The 19,549-nt window shown below is 39.0% G+C and carries 16 protein-coding genes; 2 read left to right on the top strand and 14 right to left on the bottom strand.

Annotated features, from left to right (window positions below; translation table 11 throughout):
• Positions 1-57: 57 nt before the first annotated feature.
• Together BLR53_RS06640 and BLR53_RS06635 are read left to right on the top strand one after the other, a co-directional pair.
• A complete protein-coding gene (locus BLR53_RS06640; protein WP_074588180.1) occupies positions 58-2,427 on the top strand; it encodes an outer membrane beta-barrel family protein in 2,370 nt (789 codons plus the stop codon).
• Between the two features lie 180 nt (positions 2,428-2,607).
• On the top strand, positions 2,608-2,820 hold the full coding sequence (locus BLR53_RS06635; protein ID WP_037444367.1) for a hypothetical protein: 213 nt from the start codon (positions 2,608-2,610) through the stop codon (positions 2,818-2,820).
• Between the two features lie 174 nt (positions 2,821-2,994).
• Here the strand turns inward: BLR53_RS06635 and BLR53_RS06630 are convergent, their stop codons facing one another.
• From BLR53_RS06630 to BLR53_RS06565, 14 genes are all read right to left on the bottom strand, one after another.
• Positions 2,995-3,441 carry a hypothetical protein gene (locus BLR53_RS06630; protein WP_143007835.1) on the bottom strand — a complete coding sequence of 149 codons (447 nt, stop codon included), beginning with the start codon at positions 3,439-3,441 and terminating at the stop codon, positions 2,995-2,997.
• Positions 3,442-3,543: 102 nt separating this feature from the next.
• The gene (locus tag BLR53_RS06625) at positions 3,544-5,928 is read right to left on the bottom strand and encodes an outer membrane beta-barrel family protein (RefSeq protein WP_083332026.1); all 2,385 of its coding nucleotides are present in this window, start codon (positions 5,926-5,928) and stop codon (positions 3,544-3,546) included.
• A 9-nt stretch (positions 5,929-5,937) separates the two neighbouring features.
• Positions 5,938-7,401 carry an N-acetylmuramoyl-L-alanine amidase gene (locus BLR53_RS06620; protein WP_074588171.1) on the bottom strand — a complete coding sequence of 488 codons (1,464 nt, stop codon included), beginning with the start codon at positions 7,399-7,401 and terminating at the stop codon, positions 5,938-5,940.
• Positions 7,402-7,403: 2 nt separating this feature from the next.
• Positions 7,404-7,766, bottom strand: a complete 363-nt coding sequence (locus BLR53_RS06615) for a BlaI/MecI/CopY family transcriptional regulator (protein ID WP_037444372.1) — start codon at positions 7,764-7,766, stop codon at positions 7,404-7,406.
• An 89-nt stretch (positions 7,767-7,855) separates the two neighbouring features.
• Positions 7,856-8,275 carry a DUF417 family protein gene (locus tag BLR53_RS06610; protein WP_074588168.1) on the bottom strand — a complete coding sequence of 140 codons (420 nt, stop codon included), beginning with the start codon at positions 8,273-8,275 and terminating at the stop codon, positions 7,856-7,858.
• A gap of 330 nt (positions 8,276-8,605) precedes the next feature.
• Positions 8,606-8,995: a RidA family protein gene (locus BLR53_RS06605; RefSeq protein ID WP_074588571.1), complete on the bottom strand. Its 390-nt coding sequence runs from the start codon at positions 8,993-8,995 to the stop codon at positions 8,606-8,608.
• 126 nt (positions 8,996-9,121) lie between these two features.
• Positions 9,122-9,685 (bottom strand): Crp/Fnr family transcriptional regulator, encoded by a 564-nt coding sequence (locus BLR53_RS06600; protein ID WP_037444374.1) that lies wholly within the window; start codon positions 9,683-9,685, stop codon positions 9,122-9,124.
• Between the two features lie 160 nt (positions 9,686-9,845).
• The gene (locus BLR53_RS06595) at positions 9,846-10,784 is read right to left on the bottom strand and encodes an NADP-dependent oxidoreductase (protein WP_218122972.1); all 939 of its coding nucleotides are present in this window, start codon (positions 10,782-10,784) and stop codon (positions 9,846-9,848) included.
• Positions 10,785-10,891: 107 nt separating this feature from the next.
• The gene (locus tag BLR53_RS06590) at positions 10,892-12,121 is read right to left on the bottom strand and encodes an alkaline phosphatase family protein (protein ID WP_074588164.1); all 1,230 of its coding nucleotides are present in this window, start codon (positions 12,119-12,121) and stop codon (positions 10,892-10,894) included.
• A gap of 45 nt (positions 12,122-12,166) precedes the next feature.
• Positions 12,167-13,624, bottom strand: a complete 1,458-nt coding sequence (locus tag BLR53_RS06585; RefSeq protein ID WP_074588161.1) for a SusD/RagB family nutrient-binding outer membrane lipoprotein — start codon at positions 13,622-13,624, stop codon at positions 12,167-12,169.
• Positions 13,625-13,640: 16 nt separating this feature from the next.
• Complete coding sequence (locus tag BLR53_RS06580) at positions 13,641-17,090, bottom strand: SusC/RagA family TonB-linked outer membrane protein (protein ID WP_083332025.1); 3,450 nt, start codon at positions 17,088-17,090, stop codon at positions 13,641-13,643.
• Between the two features lie 140 nt (positions 17,091-17,230).
• Positions 17,231-18,229 carry a FecR family protein gene (locus BLR53_RS06575; RefSeq protein WP_143007834.1) on the bottom strand — a complete coding sequence of 333 codons (999 nt, stop codon included), beginning with the start codon at positions 18,227-18,229 and terminating at the stop codon, positions 17,231-17,233.
• A 100-nt stretch (positions 18,230-18,329) separates the two neighbouring features.
• On the bottom strand, positions 18,330-18,911 hold the full coding sequence (locus BLR53_RS06570; RefSeq protein WP_143007833.1) for an RNA polymerase sigma factor: 582 nt from the start codon (positions 18,909-18,911) through the stop codon (positions 18,330-18,332).
• Positions 18,912-19,008: 97 nt separating this feature from the next.
• Positions 19,009-19,530 (bottom strand): STM3941 family protein, encoded by a 522-nt coding sequence (locus tag BLR53_RS06565; RefSeq protein WP_037444380.1) that lies wholly within the window; start codon positions 19,528-19,530, stop codon positions 19,009-19,011.
• Positions 19,531-19,549: the final 19 nt, after the last annotated feature.

The following is a 19,549-nucleotide window of genomic DNA, read 5'->3' as shown; positions in this document are numbered from 1 at the left end:
GCATTAACCAAAAGCAAGTACAGGTTTATAGAGGTTTGAGGCATCTAATCAAACACTATGCGCATTTTATTTTCTCTATTATTACTGCCTATGGCAGGATTCACACAAAATCTTACTTTGTCAGGTCATATCCGGGACGAAAAACACATTGCTGTTCCCTATGCTAATATAACATTGAAGAGCAGTAAAGATAGCAGCTTTAACCAACGGGCCGTTGCGACCCCGGACGGAGCGTTCAAATTCGCAGGACTAGCCAAGGATGATTATAAAATATTGATCAATGTAGTCGGCTTTGTATCCTTTGAGCAATCAGTTGAGGTGGATAGAGATATGGAGCTGCCAATTATAAATTTACAAGACGAGGTTTCGCAGCTTGCCGAAGTACAAATCACAACCATTAAACCTAAGATCATACGTAAAATAGACCGGGTGGAATTCAGTGTAGAGAATACCGTGCTATCATCCGCTAATGCCTGGGAGATTGTTAAACGTGCGCCCGGGGTCCAGTCCGGTGGCGGGGAACTTTCCTTGCGCGGCAGTAAATCTATTTTGGTGACCATTAACGATAAAAAAGTTTATCTCTCCGGTGATGAATTGAAAGCATTTCTGGAAAGTACCGGTGGTAACGAAGTCAAGTCTGTAGAGATTATTACTAACCCACCCGCAAAATACGATGCATCTGGTAGCGCAGTTATCAATATTAAACTAAAAAACAACCTGCAAAGCGGCTACAAAGGCTCAATAAATAGTAGCCACACCCAGGGAATCTATGCTAAAAGTAATTTCGGTACAAACCAGTATATAAAAGGGCAGAAATTTGCTGCTGCTGCCAATTATACTTTTGGTAATGGAATCTTTTATAATGAGATCAGTGAAATAACTGATTATGTTGTCCAGCAGCAGACCTGGTATAATACACTCAGGCGAAAGAATTTCCGAGATGCTGAGCATACCTATCGGTTTAATGTGGAGTATACGCCGGACAGTCTTAATACTATCACAATCGGCACAAACGGATATATTGCAAAAAAGAATCATGCACTTTACCTGATCCCTACAGCTATCTATGAAAACGGACAGTATAATTATAGCTTCGACACACGAAATGAACGGTCTACACCACGCAGTAATAAGGCTTATAATATCTCCTATGAACATCGTTTCTCAGCTAAAGAATCATTGAATCTGAATGCAGATTTCACGAAAGATCTTAACCGGGCAGATCAAGATATCAGTACAATTTACCACGTAGCGGATTCTTACTTTAGCCGGTTTAAAAACAACAATGATCAGCAGATCCGGTTGTTTAGCACCCAGCTGGATTACCGTAACAATATGCCGCTGTTTGAATTGGAAAGCGGTTTAAAATATAGCAAAGTGAACGCTGATAATAAACAGGATTTTCAGCAATACCTGCCCGGTAGTTTTGCTGCCGATCCCGCGCTCAGCAATACTTACCGGTATGATGAATCGGTACTGGCAGGTTATATCGGTCTCCATAAGGAAATCAAAAACTGGAGCTTAAAGGCGGGACTACGCGCTGAACACACCGCCACACTGGGAAATTCGAGCCAACAGCAGGAGATGAACAGACAGAGTTATTACAATTTGTTCCCGACTCTCTTTGCGCAGAACAAGCTTAATGACAGTCATACTTTAGGCCTGTCTTATGGCAGGCGGATTAGTCGTCCGCAATACAGCTATCTAAATCCTTCAAAAACTTATTTCAGCCCAAATTCTTACCTGGTAGGTGATGCGAAGCTCAAGCCGGCTATTACCGACAAGCTTAGCATAAGTTATGCTTATAAAGGTAACTATAGGGCTGAAGCTTATTACAGCTATGAACAAAACCCCACAATTCAACTACCTTTCCAGGATAATGTAAATAATTTACTGATCCAAAAGGTTACTAACATCCCTGGAAACCGCTATTATGGTATCGATTTTAGCGCCAACTTCCAACTAGCGCCTTGGTTCACTATCGACCTGCAGGCTGGACCGAACCGAGTTGAAAGCAGCTTCAAGTTAAGCGATGGGACTATGCTTTACAACCGGACCAATTCATTAAACGCCAATATAGACCAGCAATATATAATTAGCAAAAGCGATGGATTTAGCGCTAACGTCAACTTCAGCTTTACCACAGGTGGCATACAAGGCCCGGCCAAAGTGAGTTCTATGAGCAGTCTAAATTTTAGTGCCAGTAAAAAACTATTTAGCAACAGAGCGGAAATTGGCTTGATGATATCCGATGTTTACCGTGGTGAGAAAATGACGGTAAGTTCCAATTACGCCGATCAACGTAACTCATTTACCTATTACGGAGATACTCAAAACATCCGGTTCAGTTTCAAATATAACCTAGGTAATAATGCGCTGAAGAGTAAAGCCCTTAAGGGGGAAACAAGTGAACAGAGCAGGCTTTAACTTGCTTATGTTTAACCTATTTCTTGTCTAACCTGCAGCTATGGTAAGCATATAATAGATTGACCTCAGCAAATAATAACTTAATATTCCCGAATAATCATTATAACAAAAAGGGAAATTATTTTAGGTATATATTTGATTTATCTATTACAGTGTATTTTTTTACTAAAATTTAAATTTATGAAAACAACTAAAAAGTACTTCGGATTATTAGCTATCGTTTTATTAATGTCAACAAGTTTAAATGCATCTACTGGAAGACTTGCACCTTCTAGAAATTGTCTTCAATATGCATTTGACATGGGAGCTGAAATGTTTTGGGCTGGTGGATTTTCTACAAGAGAAATAGCTAACATGTCATATATTCATTACCAGGTTTGTTCAGGCCTTTAAAAATTAAAGAAAAGCACAAGTCATTTTGATGTGAACCCCAAAAGTTTTTGTCCAACTTTTGGGGTTCACTTCATCTTTAAATATAACTTGTGCTTTTTTTTTTATTAGACTTTAAACTGAAATGTGTCAACATCACTTCTTCTTAGGTGGAAGTTTTCAAACGCTATGGTAATGCTAAAGCTTCTCAAAATCCACGGTAGTTTCGGGGTATAGTACCAGTCTAACGTTTGCTGATCTATAGGTTTTGTCGGGTAGTACTTCTAGTATCGTCAGATTATACTGATGCTTAAACTCAGCCCCGGCCTTTACGATTAACTCTTGTAAATCCTTCCATGAAAGAGTCGGATGATTAATTTCTCTAAGAATCTGAACGTTTTGTTTACCTGGATCGTAAACGAAAGTTAAATTTCTGTTGTAAGGGGGGACACACTTGCAATAAAAACTTATATACTTAAGGTTTCCTTCCGTCCCCAACTCAGCAATCTTATTATTAGGAGCAGTACTTAGGGTATCTACGACATAATAGACGTCTTTTTTCGTCTGTCCTGCCAGCTTTTCAGAAGTCAGTGACGAAATTAGAATTATCGCGAATAATAATATTTTATTTTTCATACTAATCACTTTTGAAAGTTATTCCTTTTTAACAGCAAAGGCTTTTAATTGGGCCATCTTGCCATTACTAAATCGCCAGAAGTCGCAATATAAATAATGATCAGCTGTAAATCAGTTACTCCGACGTCTTTCTTCTTCATTACCAGGCTTATGATCTTGTTGCTTAATTTTTTCGTTTCCGAAATTATACCTGACTGTTAAGCGTAAATATTGTGAATCATAATAGTTTTTATACTCCTGACCTATGCCGTTGACTATACTACTATATCTTTCCTTTCCGCTTTTCAGTATATCGGATACATTCAATGCAAGCTGGAGTTTGTTATCTAAAAGCAGTCTTTTAAATCCAATATCAAGACGATATTGACTTTTCATTTTATTCAGTTCATTAACTCCGGGGAACTGATACCAAAAGTTCAACTCCCCCATCATTGTTCTGACCTTATTAAACACAACTTGGTTGGAGGAAGAAAAATAAGCCCCAAAACCATTTAAACCCGGCAAAGTCTGCGCAATAGACGAATTAGACCTAACATAATATACATCCAGCTGATTTACGCTTTCTAACCATTTCAGTTGGTTAAAAATAATAGAGTTGCTCAACTGATACTGATAGCTGGTAATTAAATTCAAGGGGCGCAAGATCTGAATATTAGTATTTACGTCGGTAAAATTCACATTACTATACCCATCATTGGTATTATTAAACGACAATGTAGTAGTTAAAACCTTGGAATAGGTATGGGATAATTCTATGTTATTATTGTAAGAAGGTCGTAGGAATGGATTACCTTCTGCATAGGAATATTGATTACTGTACCATCGGAAAGGATTCAGCTTTTTATAAGCTGGCCGGTTAATACGGCGTCCATAGTTCAAAGAAAACTCACTTTCTTCATTTTTCCGATAGCTTATAAATAAAGTAGGAAACAGCCTTAGATAATCATCGCCGGTTGTTGAATTTACAGACACACCTTCTATCTGCGTATACTCGGCTCTTAATCCCATCTGAAAATCCCAATTATTGATGGTTCTATTCAGGTTAAAATAAAGTGCCTGCGTATTTTCAGTGTAATTAAAAAGGTTGGTCTGACTATTATCAATTTCATAAATATCATTCTTCATCCTGTAGAAGGATACATCGCTTTTATTTTTTATAAAGCTCGTTTTTGCCCCTAAAGAAAGAGTAAATGCCTTGTATGGTAAATCCACATCAGCCTTTAAGGTATATAGATCGATATTCTGCCCGCTTGACGAAAGATATTGAGCAAATGATCCTGGAATTATCCCACCATCCTGATTATAAGTTGTGTTATCGAAAAATCGCTGATTATCATCTCTATACTTAAACCAGTCTGCATTAATAACAAGCTGTTTACCCATTGTATCAATTAACTGTTTCAAATAAAAATTTGCCGTCTTATAATTCGATTTGATCTTGGCATTGGCGTCAGAATTCAATAGCGAATCTATCGCCCCTGCTTTATTAAATACTGTTGTTTTTATATTTTCTTCAGAATGGAAATCTGTCAGCCCGGCATTATAAGAGATTCCGGCAATTGTATTTTTTGAAATCTGATAATCCAGACCTAATTGTCCGCTGGGTACAATTCGAAAATTCCGGTCTTTATTCACTATGTTCCAGGTCTGCGTGGGGTAAAAAATACTGCTTTGCTCAAAAGGAACGGTTGAGCCTTTACGAAAATTGAAATTTGTGAATAAGGTGATTTTATCTTTTCTAAAGCTTAAATTTCCACCACCGGACCCAGTATGATGAGTCGCCTGAGTAAAACCGAGATTTACTGCCCCCTTAAATCCTTCTGCAACAGATTTCTTTAACACGATATTAATCAAACCATTATTCCCCTGAGCATCATATTTAGCAGAAGGATTGGTGATAACCTCAATTCGGGAGATATGATCTGAAGGAATAGATCTTAAATAGTTAGCCAAATCATCTTCAGATAGTGGCGTGAGTTTATCATTAATCATAATATTGATACTTCCTTTGCCGACTAAAGAAACCCTGTCATTTACAACCCGGATGCCGGGAACTTTGCTCATTAGCTCCAGTGCATCACTTCCAATTGCAGCTACACTCCCATCTACATTAAAAATTGTCCTGTCTACCCTTTTTTCTATTAATGCTTTTGTAGACCGAATTTCTACATTTTGCAACTCAATTGCCGATTTTTCGAGTTTTACACTAATTACAGTATCTGCCTCCAGTAGTAGCTTGTGTTGTATTTCCCCAAAATCTACCGAAGAAAATAAGAGCAGATAATTGTCTTTTTTAAGATCATTAAAAATGAACCTGCCCAGAATGTCCGTTCGTGTTATTTTCAAAAAGTTATCCTTATTTGTAATCGTAACCGATATGGCAGCCGCCGAGCCATCTTCTCCAGATACATTAACAATTATTTTATATTGCGCGGAGGATCTGTTCACCAGTAAAAACATACCGGCAAACAAAAGAAAGCTTGCGAATTTAAACATGTTATTTTGCTATTTTTCCCGATTTAGGATGGTGTTGTATTCTATTATAGAACTTACGATTGTGTTTGCTAACTCTTCCTGTTTTACGGGGTTAGTCAAATAATCCCTGTCATTTTTATTGCTTAAATAACCTAATTCAAGGATAATTGCCGGCGCGCTGCTTTTGTTTAAAATATACAGGCTTTCAACTTCTTTTGGTGTGTTGTCTACTGCAATTCCTTTGAGCTGACTTAAGTTTTTATATAACTGATAACTAATTTGATCTAACCTTTTACGTTTTACACTATCTGCGCCGGCATTTCCAACCAGCAGCTGGATTCCGTTAATTTTAGGATCAATATCCTGACCCAGATGAAATGAAACCAATAGATCGCCTTTTGATTTAACACGATCCTTTAAAGATAGATACTGGTCTATATTTCTCGTCGTGACAACTTTAACATTTCTTTCGTTTGCAATGCTGTTCACCTTTTGCAAGATTAGCAATGCCAGGTCTTTTTCCAAAATGCCACCACCCTCAGCTCCCTTATCTGTACCCCCATGCCCGGCGTCCAAAACCAACACAAAATTGCTGTTCCCGGCAACCTGTTTCAGGGAGATATCAGGCGCTTTAAATGCAAATATCCAACTTAGGCAAACAAGTAATGGAATAATGGTTAAATAAGACCACCTCAATCTAGGGGATGATGTCTTTGTAAACAGCCTTACAATCCTGGTTTTAAGTGGCTGCCTGCTGAAACTATGGAGAATTGGATTTGATGGTTTCTTTGAAGCAAGTCCGATAAGCAGGTTTGCATAGGTATCAGCAGAAAACTCAGTTGCTGTGATCTGGTCGGCTTCAAACTCATGTACCTCTTCTAAATCCTTTTCATACCAATAAATAACTGGATTGAACCACAGCAACGATTTACAAAGCAATAAAACTAATTTATCGAGCGTATGCAGCTGTTTCGCATGAACCCGTTCATGTGCTAACAGTATCTGCATTTCATTTTTTGTCAGACTGTCCCGATCTATAAAAACGTAATTAAAAAAGGAGCAGTTAACAAAGCCGCTTTTCTTATAAATGACCTTTAAACCGTCGATACGGGTAAACTCAGCATCGGCATACCGGATTAACTTATATATTTTAAAGAAGCTTACTGACAAAAATATCAGCATAACTAAAAGATATGTGTAAAAAAACAAATCTGAAAGTGACAGGGAACCAGTCGCATCACTGATCACTATTGGTGAAAGTGATTTACCTGATATATGTTCTACAGTATCGTAGTCGCCAAAAAACCGGGGAGCAATAATCTCCGGACTTCGCTCAAATTTCAGGGAAGGAATCGTAAAACTGAGCAGCAATGTGGCAACCAGATACGCGCGATTACCTTTAAAAAAGCTTAGTTTCTTTAAGAACAGCACGTAAGTTCCGAAAAAAAGCGCCAGACATATACTGACTTTCAGCAGATAATAGATGAATTCCATGATCAGGATTTTTTCTTGATCAAAGCTTTGAGATTTTCAACATCCTGTTCGCTTAACTGCTCCTCTTTAACCATAAATGAGAGTAAACTTGCAGGTGAACTATCAAAATATCCAGCAAACATTTTTGAGAAGGTTGTCTTTGTATACGCTGCCTTACTTATCGCAGGAAAATACTCATAAGTTTTTCCATACGCTTTGTAGGATACATAACCTTTTTTCTCCAGCAACCTTACTGTGGAGGAGATTGTATTATATGGTGGCTTCGGCTCCTCGTCCAGTGCTTCAATAATATCCTTGACAAATGCGCTTTGCAGTTTCCAAAGGACCTGCATTACCCTTTCTTCGCTTCTGGTTAATTCTTCCATATCCGAAGGTATAACTTATATTTCAGTTACACAACTAAAAGTTAGTTATACAACTGACTTTCAAGTTGTATAACTAACTTTTAGAGATATTAATCTGAGTGACGCTCAATTACCTGTAAGGATATAGCTAGAAATGCCAGGTCTTTTAGAATGAAAAAGTCGGTTACAAGTACAAAATCAACCTTTTTCCAAATCCCAGGTGTGGTAACAAGAAAGCTAATTGTTGTCAGAAATATGATTAACGCGAGATACCCTCCTATTTTTCCGGCTATTTTAATCCGAAAAGAAAGCAATAAGAGCAGACCTGTGACTATTTCAAACAGACCTATTAGAACTGATACGATATTTACCGAAGCAATTTTATACATCCAGCTCATTAAAAAGCTATGCTCTACAAGAGGTTTGATAGCGGCAGCCTCCGCAGCAGTAAACTTCAGAATACCAATCCATAATAATACTAACGATGTCGCAATTACACCAAAAGCGTATCCCATTTTTTGAATTTTCATATTGTTTTTATGGCTTAGTCGGAAAAACAATTTAAGCCTTACAAATAAAATTAAAGAACTATTCCTGCGCTCTTCTCCTATCAATAATGATTGAGCAATTCGTAGTATTCCTATTTATTCTGTTTATCGTCAGACGAGAAGGTGTATTTCGTCATTATTGCGGATCCTGGTCGGACTGCATCCAATGTCCGTTCATACTTCCTTCAATTTCGATTGAAGGAAGTATGAAGGAACTATGAATAAACAGTGAAGGAAGTATGAATCTAAACTTAGCGAAACCCGAGCATGACATAATTAACCTTTGATTAAAAGCACTTTTTCTGATCTCAGTTATTTTACTACTGTAGCTTCAAATTCGACTTTTAATGTTTCGAAAAGACTTTTTACTTCTAATAGGATCGTTGCTTGTTTAATGCCGTGTTTCGCTATCCAGTTCTGGAAAATATCAAAATGAGGCCAAAGTTCGGCAGTTGAGGTCGTGTAGATATTCAACCGGACAATACCTTTGCATTCATAACCGGCTTCCTGAATCACTTGTTCCAGATTCTGCAATGCCAGAATGAGCTGGGACTTCATATCTTCGTTACTTGATATTCCATTCGCATCTATAGCCGCCTGGCCTGAGCAATACAGCGTACTTTCGACATTTTTAACTTCAACAGCTTGTGAGTAACTACGTGTATCCTGCCATTTCCAGGGATTAATATTTCTTGTTTCCATTTTATTAGGGCTTTGAATTCGCACCAACACTGGCGCTTATTTAAAATTTATATGCAAATCTGCAGATAACCCATGGAACTGGCTCTTGACAAAGCGCACGAATAAAAAGTGAGTTATATCACAGCATTAAGGAGACAGTCTGCTCAATGTTTCGCGGGAAACACCGAGGTAGGCGGCAAGCAGACTTTTAGGTACTCGCTGTACAAGAGAGGGATACTGTTTAAGAAGCTGTTCATAACGCTCTTTAGAATTTGACGTTAACCACGATATAATACGTCTTTGTGACCCGATAAAACCATAGTTTGATTTCTCGAGGAAGAAACGTTCCATCTTCTGAAGATCGTCACACAGCTTTTTATAGTCTTTGAGTAACAGGCAGAGTACTTCTGTATCTTCTACACATTCCAGCGACAGTGTTGCTGCAGTTTGTGTATAGAACGCATAAAAATCACTTTCCCACCAATCTTCCATAGCAAAAGAAACAATATGCTCCTTTCCCGTATTATCGGTGTGTACAAGCTTTAAAAGCCCGGAAACTACAAAATAAAAGTATTTTACAGGTTCACCTTCCTGTATAAGAAATTGGTGCTTCTTAAATTTTTTGGCTGTAAAATGAGTACGTACGAAAGCAAATTCCTCGTCACTCAATGACACTATTTTCTCTATATGTTGACGTAATATGTCTTGCATGCCTGAATTCTATAAAAGTAGTGATGATTTAGAAAAATCATGAATTAATTTTAGAACGGCACAATAATTTATTGTTTTGAACGCTTTAGTATATGAGAGCGTTAATTTAGATTAAACGGGAATGGTCGGAGATCATTCCCGTTTTCCTTTTTCAGGCTTATTATAACCTGACAACTATTTTCCCTTGCGTCCTCCCGGTTTCCAGTGCTTTATGGGCAATTATCATATCTTCGAAATCAAAGACCTGCGATACATGAGATTTAAGCTGACCATTTTCTAGTAACCTTGCAATCTGCTGCATATCCTGACCATCCGATTGCACCATTATGAAATATCCGTTAATTCCTGAATCCTTTGTTTTTTCGGCCACCATTTCTCTGAATCCGGAAGGAATGCTGATTATCGTGCCCCCCTTTTTAATCACTTTCAAAGACCGGTCTATGTTGTCACCGCCGATGGTGTCCAGCACAAAATCAATATCTCTCGTGGCCTGCTCAAAAGGAACAGCTGTGTAATCTATATGCTCGTCTGCACCCAGACTAAGTACAAAATCTTTTTTTGCACCGGAAGAAGTTCCAATTACATAGGCGCCAAGGTGCTTGGCAATCTGTACCGCGTAATTTCCTACCCCACCAGCCGCAGCATGAATTAATACACGATCTCCAGCTTTAATCTTCGCATTGGTCACCAGGGCCTGCCATGCTGTCAAAGCCGCCAGCGTAGCTGCAGCTGCATCGATATGGCTTATTGATGCAGGTTTTAGTACCAGTTGATCGGCAGGTGCCGATACATATTCCGCATAAGCTTTACCGTGCCCGGGGAAGTTGACCATTCCAAATACCTCATCGCCAACTTTGAACCTCTCAGACCGCGATTCCGTTACAATCCCGGAGATATCCCAACCCAAAATAATCGGCCTCTCCTCTCCGATTTTTCCGGCAGCCCCTTTGCCTTCGCGGGTTTTTATATCTACTGGATTTATGCTTATTGCTTTTACTCGGATCAGCACTTCTTGTTCCTTTACTGCTGGTATCTCCAACTCTTGGATTTGCAGCTGGTCGGCAGATCCAAACTCTTTTAAAATGATTGCTTTCATCATATTTTATTTTTTATATGTCAAAATTGAACATTCGAAATCACAGCACTGCAACAAAAATAGAGTGCTTTTAAGGCACTCTATTTTTATATTTACCAAGCTAAGACAGACTATTTTTCTACAAAAAGCCACTTATTTAATGTATTAGCGGGCGCTTCCATTACAATTTTATAAAATTCAGAAGGATATTCTTTCACATTAATTAATGCATGCCCATCCTTTACCGGAACTTCTTTGACCATATGATAGGTATCCTTTCCACCTGTCTTGAAGTTATTGGTAGTAGTAACCCATATTTTAACATTCCCGGAGTTCTCAATCACCTTCCAGCTGAGGTCAATATCTCCCTGAATGTAATTGACTTTCATATCTGCTACTGACACCGGGCCAATCAGTGGTGTTCCATCAATTTCCTCCAAAACATCTTTGGGGATTTGTACACCCGAATACCTGGCGATCGTAGGCATAATATCTACAATCCCTGGATCATAAGTATGTGCGTATTTATTCAAGTCATTACTGTTAGTTACCAGCCAGGTATTACGCTGCCTGTCTGATTGCCCGCCATGTCCTTTACCATCTTTTTCGCTACGCCCATGATCTGTTGTAATAATTAGCAGCCAGTCTTCTTTAAACTTCCTTTTACGCTCGTTGATGGCATCATATATTTTACCCATCTGAACATCCAGCATTTGAACTGATGCATAATATTTAGGACTATCACCATACATATGCCCCATATCATCTGTATATTCCAGGTATACCCAGGACAAATCAGGTGCATCTTTTCTGATGCTCAATGCCGCTTGTTCCACGACTTTTTCATCGATGCTGTGCATAAAATCGCGCTGCTTATCATGCTTGAAATTCAACGTATCCAATTCATAACCGTCGGCAATATAATCGACCTGTAAATTACCGGCCGAAGGCAGCCGATGCCCTAAAAGCTTAGTACGGTTATCTGTCCAGCTAGAATATATCCCCGTCTTTTTGTCTGGAAATTGGGATTTAAATAACCTGAATATATTTTGATAGTTATAGTTAGGTTCCTTAATATCATTATCCGGGACATTATGTTTGTTCACCCAGGTTCCGGTAAGCAGGCTGTTATACCCTACTGCAGAAATAGTCGGTGTCTCATTATAACTTCCCTTATCGCCTCCAACATGTATCCTGAGGTAAGTACCTTCATTGATTATACGTTTGAAGTTTGGTAATTCCAATTTTTCTATGACATCTGGTGGAATGCCATCTGCAATAACATAAACTACTTTTCGCTTAGATTGCGCATAACCACTTATACTCAGTAGTAAAAGGCCGCAAATAAATATTTTTTTCATGTAATATCTGATCGTATTGATGAATATAAGAATTGAGTTCAGAACTTATGGCTTAAGGAGCCACATTACTCCGTTTATATTATCTCCCTCCGGAAACTGCCTGCTAATTGCATCAATCACATGCTGCTGATTTACCTGCAAGTCCGACTCCGGATACATCCAGCGTTTAGGTACGCGTTTATTATTCAACACGCCTGAACCGGAAACCTCAAAAACCGGAAAACCAGTACGTCTCTGTTCGAAAAATGGTTGCCAGCTTCTGTTCATAAACGAAGCAATATATTTTTGAGTAATAATCTGTGAAACAGCATTATTGCCCAACTGCAATTCGCTCTGTGACAAATAATTTTTGATAGTCGTCTGATCAATATTATAAAAACTCATGGAAGCCGCAATTCCATTCTGATAATAATCATTTGCACTTCCTCCGATCCAGCCCCTGGTCACACCTTCTGCTAAAATAAACTGCTGCTCAGGGTATCCAATTGCGATACTGGCTTCGTTCACCGGATTGCTATAAAACCGGGGGTTAATCCTGGATGCTTCTCCTTTTATCTGACGCAAAGCATTTTCATTAACTGGAGCACTTCCTTGTATGCCGGCATAAGCACTAAAATCTGTTGCTGGCAATGCTGCGAACTTCGGTGCCTTATCTGCAAAGCTGAACAATCTCGGATCCTTAAGCTGTTTTAATATATTGACAAAACTTTCATCCATATAATAGGCAGTCTGGATACTATTATCATTAAAATATGGATAACGATTATCCTGAAGATCGTAGAATTTTAACTGGCCATTATCTGCATTACCCGTGAAAACCGGATATTGGGACGGGTTATTTACGATTTCAGCAAACCGCTTTTTAATCTCAAAACGACTGTCATTTTCCTTCATCGATAAGCTCATCAATACCCTTAACGCTAATGAATTGATTGCACGCTTCCAATTCATCATATTACCATTATAGACAATATCACGCTGTACAGAAGGTGTGTTTCCGTCAATCATGCCATTTGCAGTTTTCAGGTCGTTCAATATGCTGAGGTAAATATCTTCCTGTTTGTCATATTTTGGTGAGCTGATATTATCTTCGCCTTTCAAAGCGTCGCTATAAGGAATATCGCCGAAAGTCTGGGTTAGTTTTAAAAAATACCATGCTTTGAAAAACTTCACCAGTGGCATATATTCTGGTTTGTTTTGTGCGGTCGCTGCCTGCTCCATTTTAACCACCTGCAAGAGATTGTCAAAATCGCCGTAATCGCTCCTGGTCCAGCCATAATATTGATAATTGGATGCAGACTCGGTAATTCCCATCTGTCTTGTCGCAACTGCAACATTCAAACTCGTAGACTGAAAAGCCTTTTGTTCGACCGTATTAAGTAATAAATCTGGTGTGGCAATGGTCGACTTATTGGGGTCTATTTGAAATTCGCTTAGTTTTTTACATCCTGTATGCAGTAAAACAATGCTTGCTGCAAGTAAAATGAATACTCTTTTTTTCATGTGTATGTCTTTACAATTAGAATCTTAGGTTCGCATTAAATCCTATGGTGCGCATAGAAGGAGTTTGAAGATTGTCAACGCCCGGATCAGGATCTACATTAGGCATTTTAGAGAATAGCAATAGATTACGTCCTACGGCAGAGATATTTAATGCCTTTATTCCCGATTTACCAAGCCATTTAGCGGGTACTTGCCAGGTTAATGTAACTTCCCGTAGTTTCAGGAAAGTCTGGGAGAAATAGTTGTAGTTATTATAAGCACCATTACTTGTATTGGTCATATAATCAATATAATTTACGGCTTTAGTGTTCGGTGCGAACGTACGTGTATCATTTATAATTACGCCATTCCCGTCATAATTTACTTGACCGGAAGTCAAGATTACACCCTCACCTACAAAAGTTGAATTACCTGCATTGGCATCATCACGATATTGGTTTACGGTACCTGGATTTGTTCCGCCCCACCACATTTTCTGATTAGTAGTAGAATAGATCTTGCCTCCCAAACGACCGTCTACTAAGAACTTAAAGCTAAAATTCTTGTAGCGGAAGGAGTTTTCCATTCCATAAGTCCAGTTAGGATCCTGATTTCCGACTGAACGTTGAAAGGTATCTTCCAGTGGAAAGCCATTGGCACCATAGATCACATTGCCATTCGGATCTTCCTGATAAACGGTTGTAAATATCTTGTCTGTACGATCGCCTACTTTCAGGTTGTTAAGCCGTTCTGCATTGCCATAAATTTCTTTCAGATATCTGCGGTACTGACTGAAGTTTGCTGTAATATCCCAGCTGAAGTTCTTGCTTTGTATGGCAGTTCCGGAAAGTACAAGCTCGACACCTTTACGCTGATATACGTTTCCGTTGTCCAACCTTGTTTTAAAGCCACTGGTATTTGAGATTGGAATAGATACAATATTATTGTAGTCACGAGTCTGATAATAAGTAGCTTCCAAACTTAATCTGTTGTTAAAAAATCGCGCATCCAGACCCGCTTCCCAGCTATCCGATGTCTGCGGTTTCAGGCTTCCATTTAATAGTGCACTGCCATAAGCGAGCGACGGCTGACTATTCCAGATCACTCCCTTATTATAAGAAGGAAGATAACTGTAGGTATAAGTTTTATCACTCAGTGCCGAACCTGTGTTATCATTCAGTGTCGCACTGGAGACTCTGGACCACGCTCCCCTAACTTTCAGATAACTAAGCCAATCCGGCAACTTGGTGAGCTGGGAAATCACTACAGATGAACTCACCGACGGATAAAAGAAACTATTGTTTGCAACAGGTAAAGTAGAAATATGGTCATTCCTACCGGTGGCAGTTAAATAGATTCCATTTAAAAATTCAAGATCTACTAAACCATAAATTCCACTTGTACGTCTCTCCTCTATGAAATTTGTACCCTGAAGCGGATTTGTCGAATTAGATAAGTTATAGAACCCCGGAACGTCAAGACCGTCAGTATTGGTGCTTCCGTACTTATGATTTCTGTAATAATTTGATCCGCCAAATTGCGCATGCAGCTTGATTTTATCAGTGAAGGTATGATTATAGTCAACAATGAGGTCAGATGCAATATCAAAATAATTACCAGTAGCGACTGTGTACTGTCCACGGGATTTATCTCCATATCCAATATAACTTTTAGGCTCTTTATAAGTGCGGTTTAGTCCGTAGGTATTTATTCCGTTTCTGAACTGCACACTAAAAGAAGGACTCAGTTTATAATTCAGGTTGAGTGATCCAAATGTGTTGTCTTTCGCATATCCCTGTAAATATTCATAAGCCTGGAAATACGGATTATTATAATAGGAATTATTATAATTACGCTGTTGTATCCCGTCTTTACCTGGCGTCCAGTAATTTCGTAAGTCTTTAACACTCACGTCTGCACCTGTCCATAAAATCAGATTGTATAAATAGTTTGTTGGCCCGTAACCTGTTTCAGGAAAATTATTAGTGTATTGACGGTTATAACTGATCCTGGCATCCATAGTTAGCTCGTCGGTCAGTTTATAGTTCCCCGAAAGATTAAAAGAGGTGTTTTTTAAATCTGTGTTTGGTACGACTCCTCGTTGATAAACATGAGAAGCAGATGCTCTGAATGTGCCCCGGTCAGACGTTTGGGTAACACTTACATTATTACTGGATATACTTCCGGTTCTAAAGAAATCTGATACATTGTTCTCCCCCCGGGATATAAAAGGTAGTGGAACCAGTTTTCCAGTAAGGGGATCAATCGGGCTGTTAAACTGTGGGGTCTCAAAATATCCACTGCGTGTCGAGGGATCCAACTGATCGAGTTTAGGCCCCCAGATCCAGCCGCCGCCTTCTGTTCCGCCTCCAGAACCATCCACATAGGCATACTGCCCCTTAAATCCATTTCCATACTGCGTTTGAACTTTTGGGATCCGCACAAAGCTCGGCTGAAATTCGGTAGAGGTATTAACGTCAATACTCAATCCATTACTTTTACCACGTTTAGTCGTAATCATAATTGCACCATTCTGTCCGATAGAGCCATATAAAGCAGAAGCATTTGCACCTTTAAGTACGGTCATACTTTCTATATCATCGGCGTTAATTTTCCACACGTCTGCGGATTGATCCGGAATACCATCAATAACCACCAGCGGACTACGTCCACGTAATGAGATTTTAGGGTCCTGAAAAAGATCGGTAGAATTCTGAATATTCAGACCTGCAACACGACCTGTCAGGGAGTTGATAACATTGGGTTCACGCGCCTTTACCAGGCTCTCACCCTGAACTTCCTGAACAGCATACCCGAGTTTAGCCTTCTCCTTCTTTACGCCCAATGCAGTTACCACAACTTCAGATAGACCTTGCGCATCTTCTTCCAGTATAATTGCATAATTTTCAGCTTCGGTTACCGGAATTCCTGCAGTTTTATATCCTATGAAGGAAACAGTCAAAATATCACCAGTCGACGCTTTAATGGAAAAATCACCTTCCTGATTACTGGAAGTACCGGTATTTGTTCCTTTTACTAATATGGATACACCCGGAAGCGCTCCATTAGTTTTATCTGTAACACGTCCCTTAATAACTCTTGCAACATTATTTGCAATGCCCGCCGGTGCGATGGTTTTAACAATGATCTTATCGCTTAATGCTGTATAAGTAAAACCAGCTTTTACCGAAAGCTGCTGCATTACATCTTCGAGGTTGCTTTTAGGCGCATTAAGAGTGATTTCTTTTTGTAAAAACCCCATTTGATTCACACATACTATACTAAAAGCCGTTTGTTTCTGTATCAGGTCAAAAACGCTTTGTAAGGATTGTTTCGTGGCAGTTACCGAGCACTGTATTTTAGAGAGGTCCTGATCTTTTTCGGCACCAGAAACCGGCCCTATGCCCGTCGTGATTAATAATGTTATTGTGCTAATAATGCACAATAAGGGGTAGAATAAATAGCGTGTAAATATCTTTATTTTCATAAATTAGCAAATTCGTTATCTTAAATATTCGAACATTTATATGGCGTTATTAACCGGCATCTAGTCCATGCCGGTTAAATTTTAAAAAGCCCATGCCTGGCATGTCTCTTTCTATCAGGATATTATTCTGTTTTGTAAATTCAATTTTTAAGGGTTAAATAGACCTTGTTTCTTTCTATGCGGTAGGCAATATTTCCAGTTGCACTAATCGTTTCCAGTACATTTATTAAGGATTCGTTTTTGAATCTCGCGTATAAACGGGTGTCGGCCGTAGCCTGATCTGCGAAAATGAGTTTAACACCATAAAGCTGGTTTATCTTTTCAGCTACCTGCCCCAACTTCTCGTTTTTAATTAATAATGTATTTGTCATCCAGCCGGTTGTAGATTCCTGATCGAACTCATGCTGATAAACCTGATGATTTAATTTATTCAATGAGAGTTCCTGACCCGGCTCCAGCAGATATTCATCTCCATCGTCTCCAGCCATGAGTACTTTAACTTTTCCTTCCATTAGCGATACGGATGTGGAGGTATTCTTTTTATAGCTGTTTACGTTGAAATGCGTACCCAATACCTGTACGTCCAGTGTTGCTGTACGTACAATAAATGGCCGGTGCCGGTCTTTACTTACCTCAAAATACGCCTCGCCCTGCAGTTCAACCACCCGCTTTTCTGCTGTAAAATCTTTTGGATAAAAAAGCTCACTTTGAGGAGCAAGAAAAACTTTAGTTCCATCAGCCAGCCAGATCTCTTTTTTCTGACCGGAGACCGTGAATTCTTTAATCACAACCGGTTCCGATGGATAATAAACCTTATAGAGTAATGCTGAAATTATAAAGGTCAGGGCGAGTGATGCAATTATGGCAAATCGCCTGGGTTTAGAAATTGGTAACTTACCGGACGGAGTAATACCCGGCTTCTGCTGTTTCTGAGCGTGCATTTTTTTGTCGAGTCGCTGAAAAGCATGGATCGCTGCTGTATCGTCTCTTTGATAAGAAGCTAGCCAAACCTGTTTAACTTCCTCAAAGGTTCTTGCATTAACCGAAGAAGAACTGGTCCATTCCCGTAGATGTTTTTCTTCTTCCTCACTCGTCTGCCCTGCCAGATGGCGTGTAATCAATAAATATATTTCTTCCAAAATGGTATTTCTCTTTTTTCATTTATAGGACGATTAAGAGTAACCAGTTCATGACAGGCATCTCACGAATTCACACAACGATAATATGGGTAACAATAGCTTAACACCCGGAATTTTTAGGCGAAGCATAATAAGACTCTTTTAAGAAACTGATTGCGCGATACATATGTGTTTTCACAGAGTTGACCGAGATATCTAAAATGACAGCAATATCTTTATAGGTGATATTATCATTTCTGTTCATCTGATAAATTAATCTGGTACGTTTGGGAAGCAGGCTGATGAGGTATTCCATTTCCATACATAATTCTTTATAGACTAGAAGATGGTCAGGAACTAAATATTCTGGTCCGGCAAAATCGAGTGCATCCTCAATAGGAACATGCATTCGTTTTGCCCGGTAGAAGTCGTAAATACGGCTGCGCACAACCACATAAAGATACGAAACGACAGATGTGTGAATATTTACAGTTTCCCGCTGCTGCCATATTTTAAAGAAAGCATCGGTGATGATATCTTCTGCTTCATCATTTGGATATGGGAGAAGATTTTTCGCATACCTGATTAATCCCGGATAATACCTCATAAAAAGAATCTCGAAGGCTTTCTCTTCCCCCTTTATAATGTGACTCCAGATTATATTGTCTGCACTGTTAATATCCATAACTCTTCTGGCGGCCAAAATTATAGCCCGGATATTAAGCCACTGTTAAAAGTAAAATATCTAATCAAGCAGGCGTCTTCTTCACCTCCAAGAGTATTATTTAAAATTATAATGACTAACGCAGTCCGTCTTTATATTTCGTGATTATGGATAGTAATTCCGGTGCTTCAACATCCAGCGCTGAAGCCGTCAGGAAAACTAACAGGTTTCCCTGTCCGTCATCTGCCCCGCTAGTTGCCAGTGCAGATAATTTCTTACGGATTATCGGTCCGTAGTGATCAGGTTTATTGACTGTAAGTGCGATCAATGTGTCTGCACCAACTTTAGTCAGGTTCATATCAATAATATCGGCCCACAAAATCAACCCGGCTGCTTTACTAACCGGAGTAACTTTAGCTATTATACCTTGCTCACTCAAGATTACCAACGGGGAGGTATCTCTTAAAGAGATTAACATTTTAACTATTATAACTGCCAGTATTAAACCAAATATAGAGGAGATGGCGACTCCCTTAGCAACCACCTCACCATTAAACAAACCGATACTGTATAAAAAGATAGCTATCAGGAGAACAAGTATTCCTGAACATATGAGTATAAGATTAACTGACTTTTTTCTGTTTCTGTAAAATTCCATTTTTATATAATGTTTGTTT

It is taken from the genome of Pedobacter antarcticus, from assembly GCF_900103515.1.
GTDB classification, from domain to species: Bacteria; Bacteroidota; Bacteroidia; order Sphingobacteriales; family Sphingobacteriaceae; genus Pedobacter; species Pedobacter antarcticus.
Note: the sequence above shows the minus strand (reverse complement) of the source record. Positions and strands in the feature narration are given on the sequence as shown.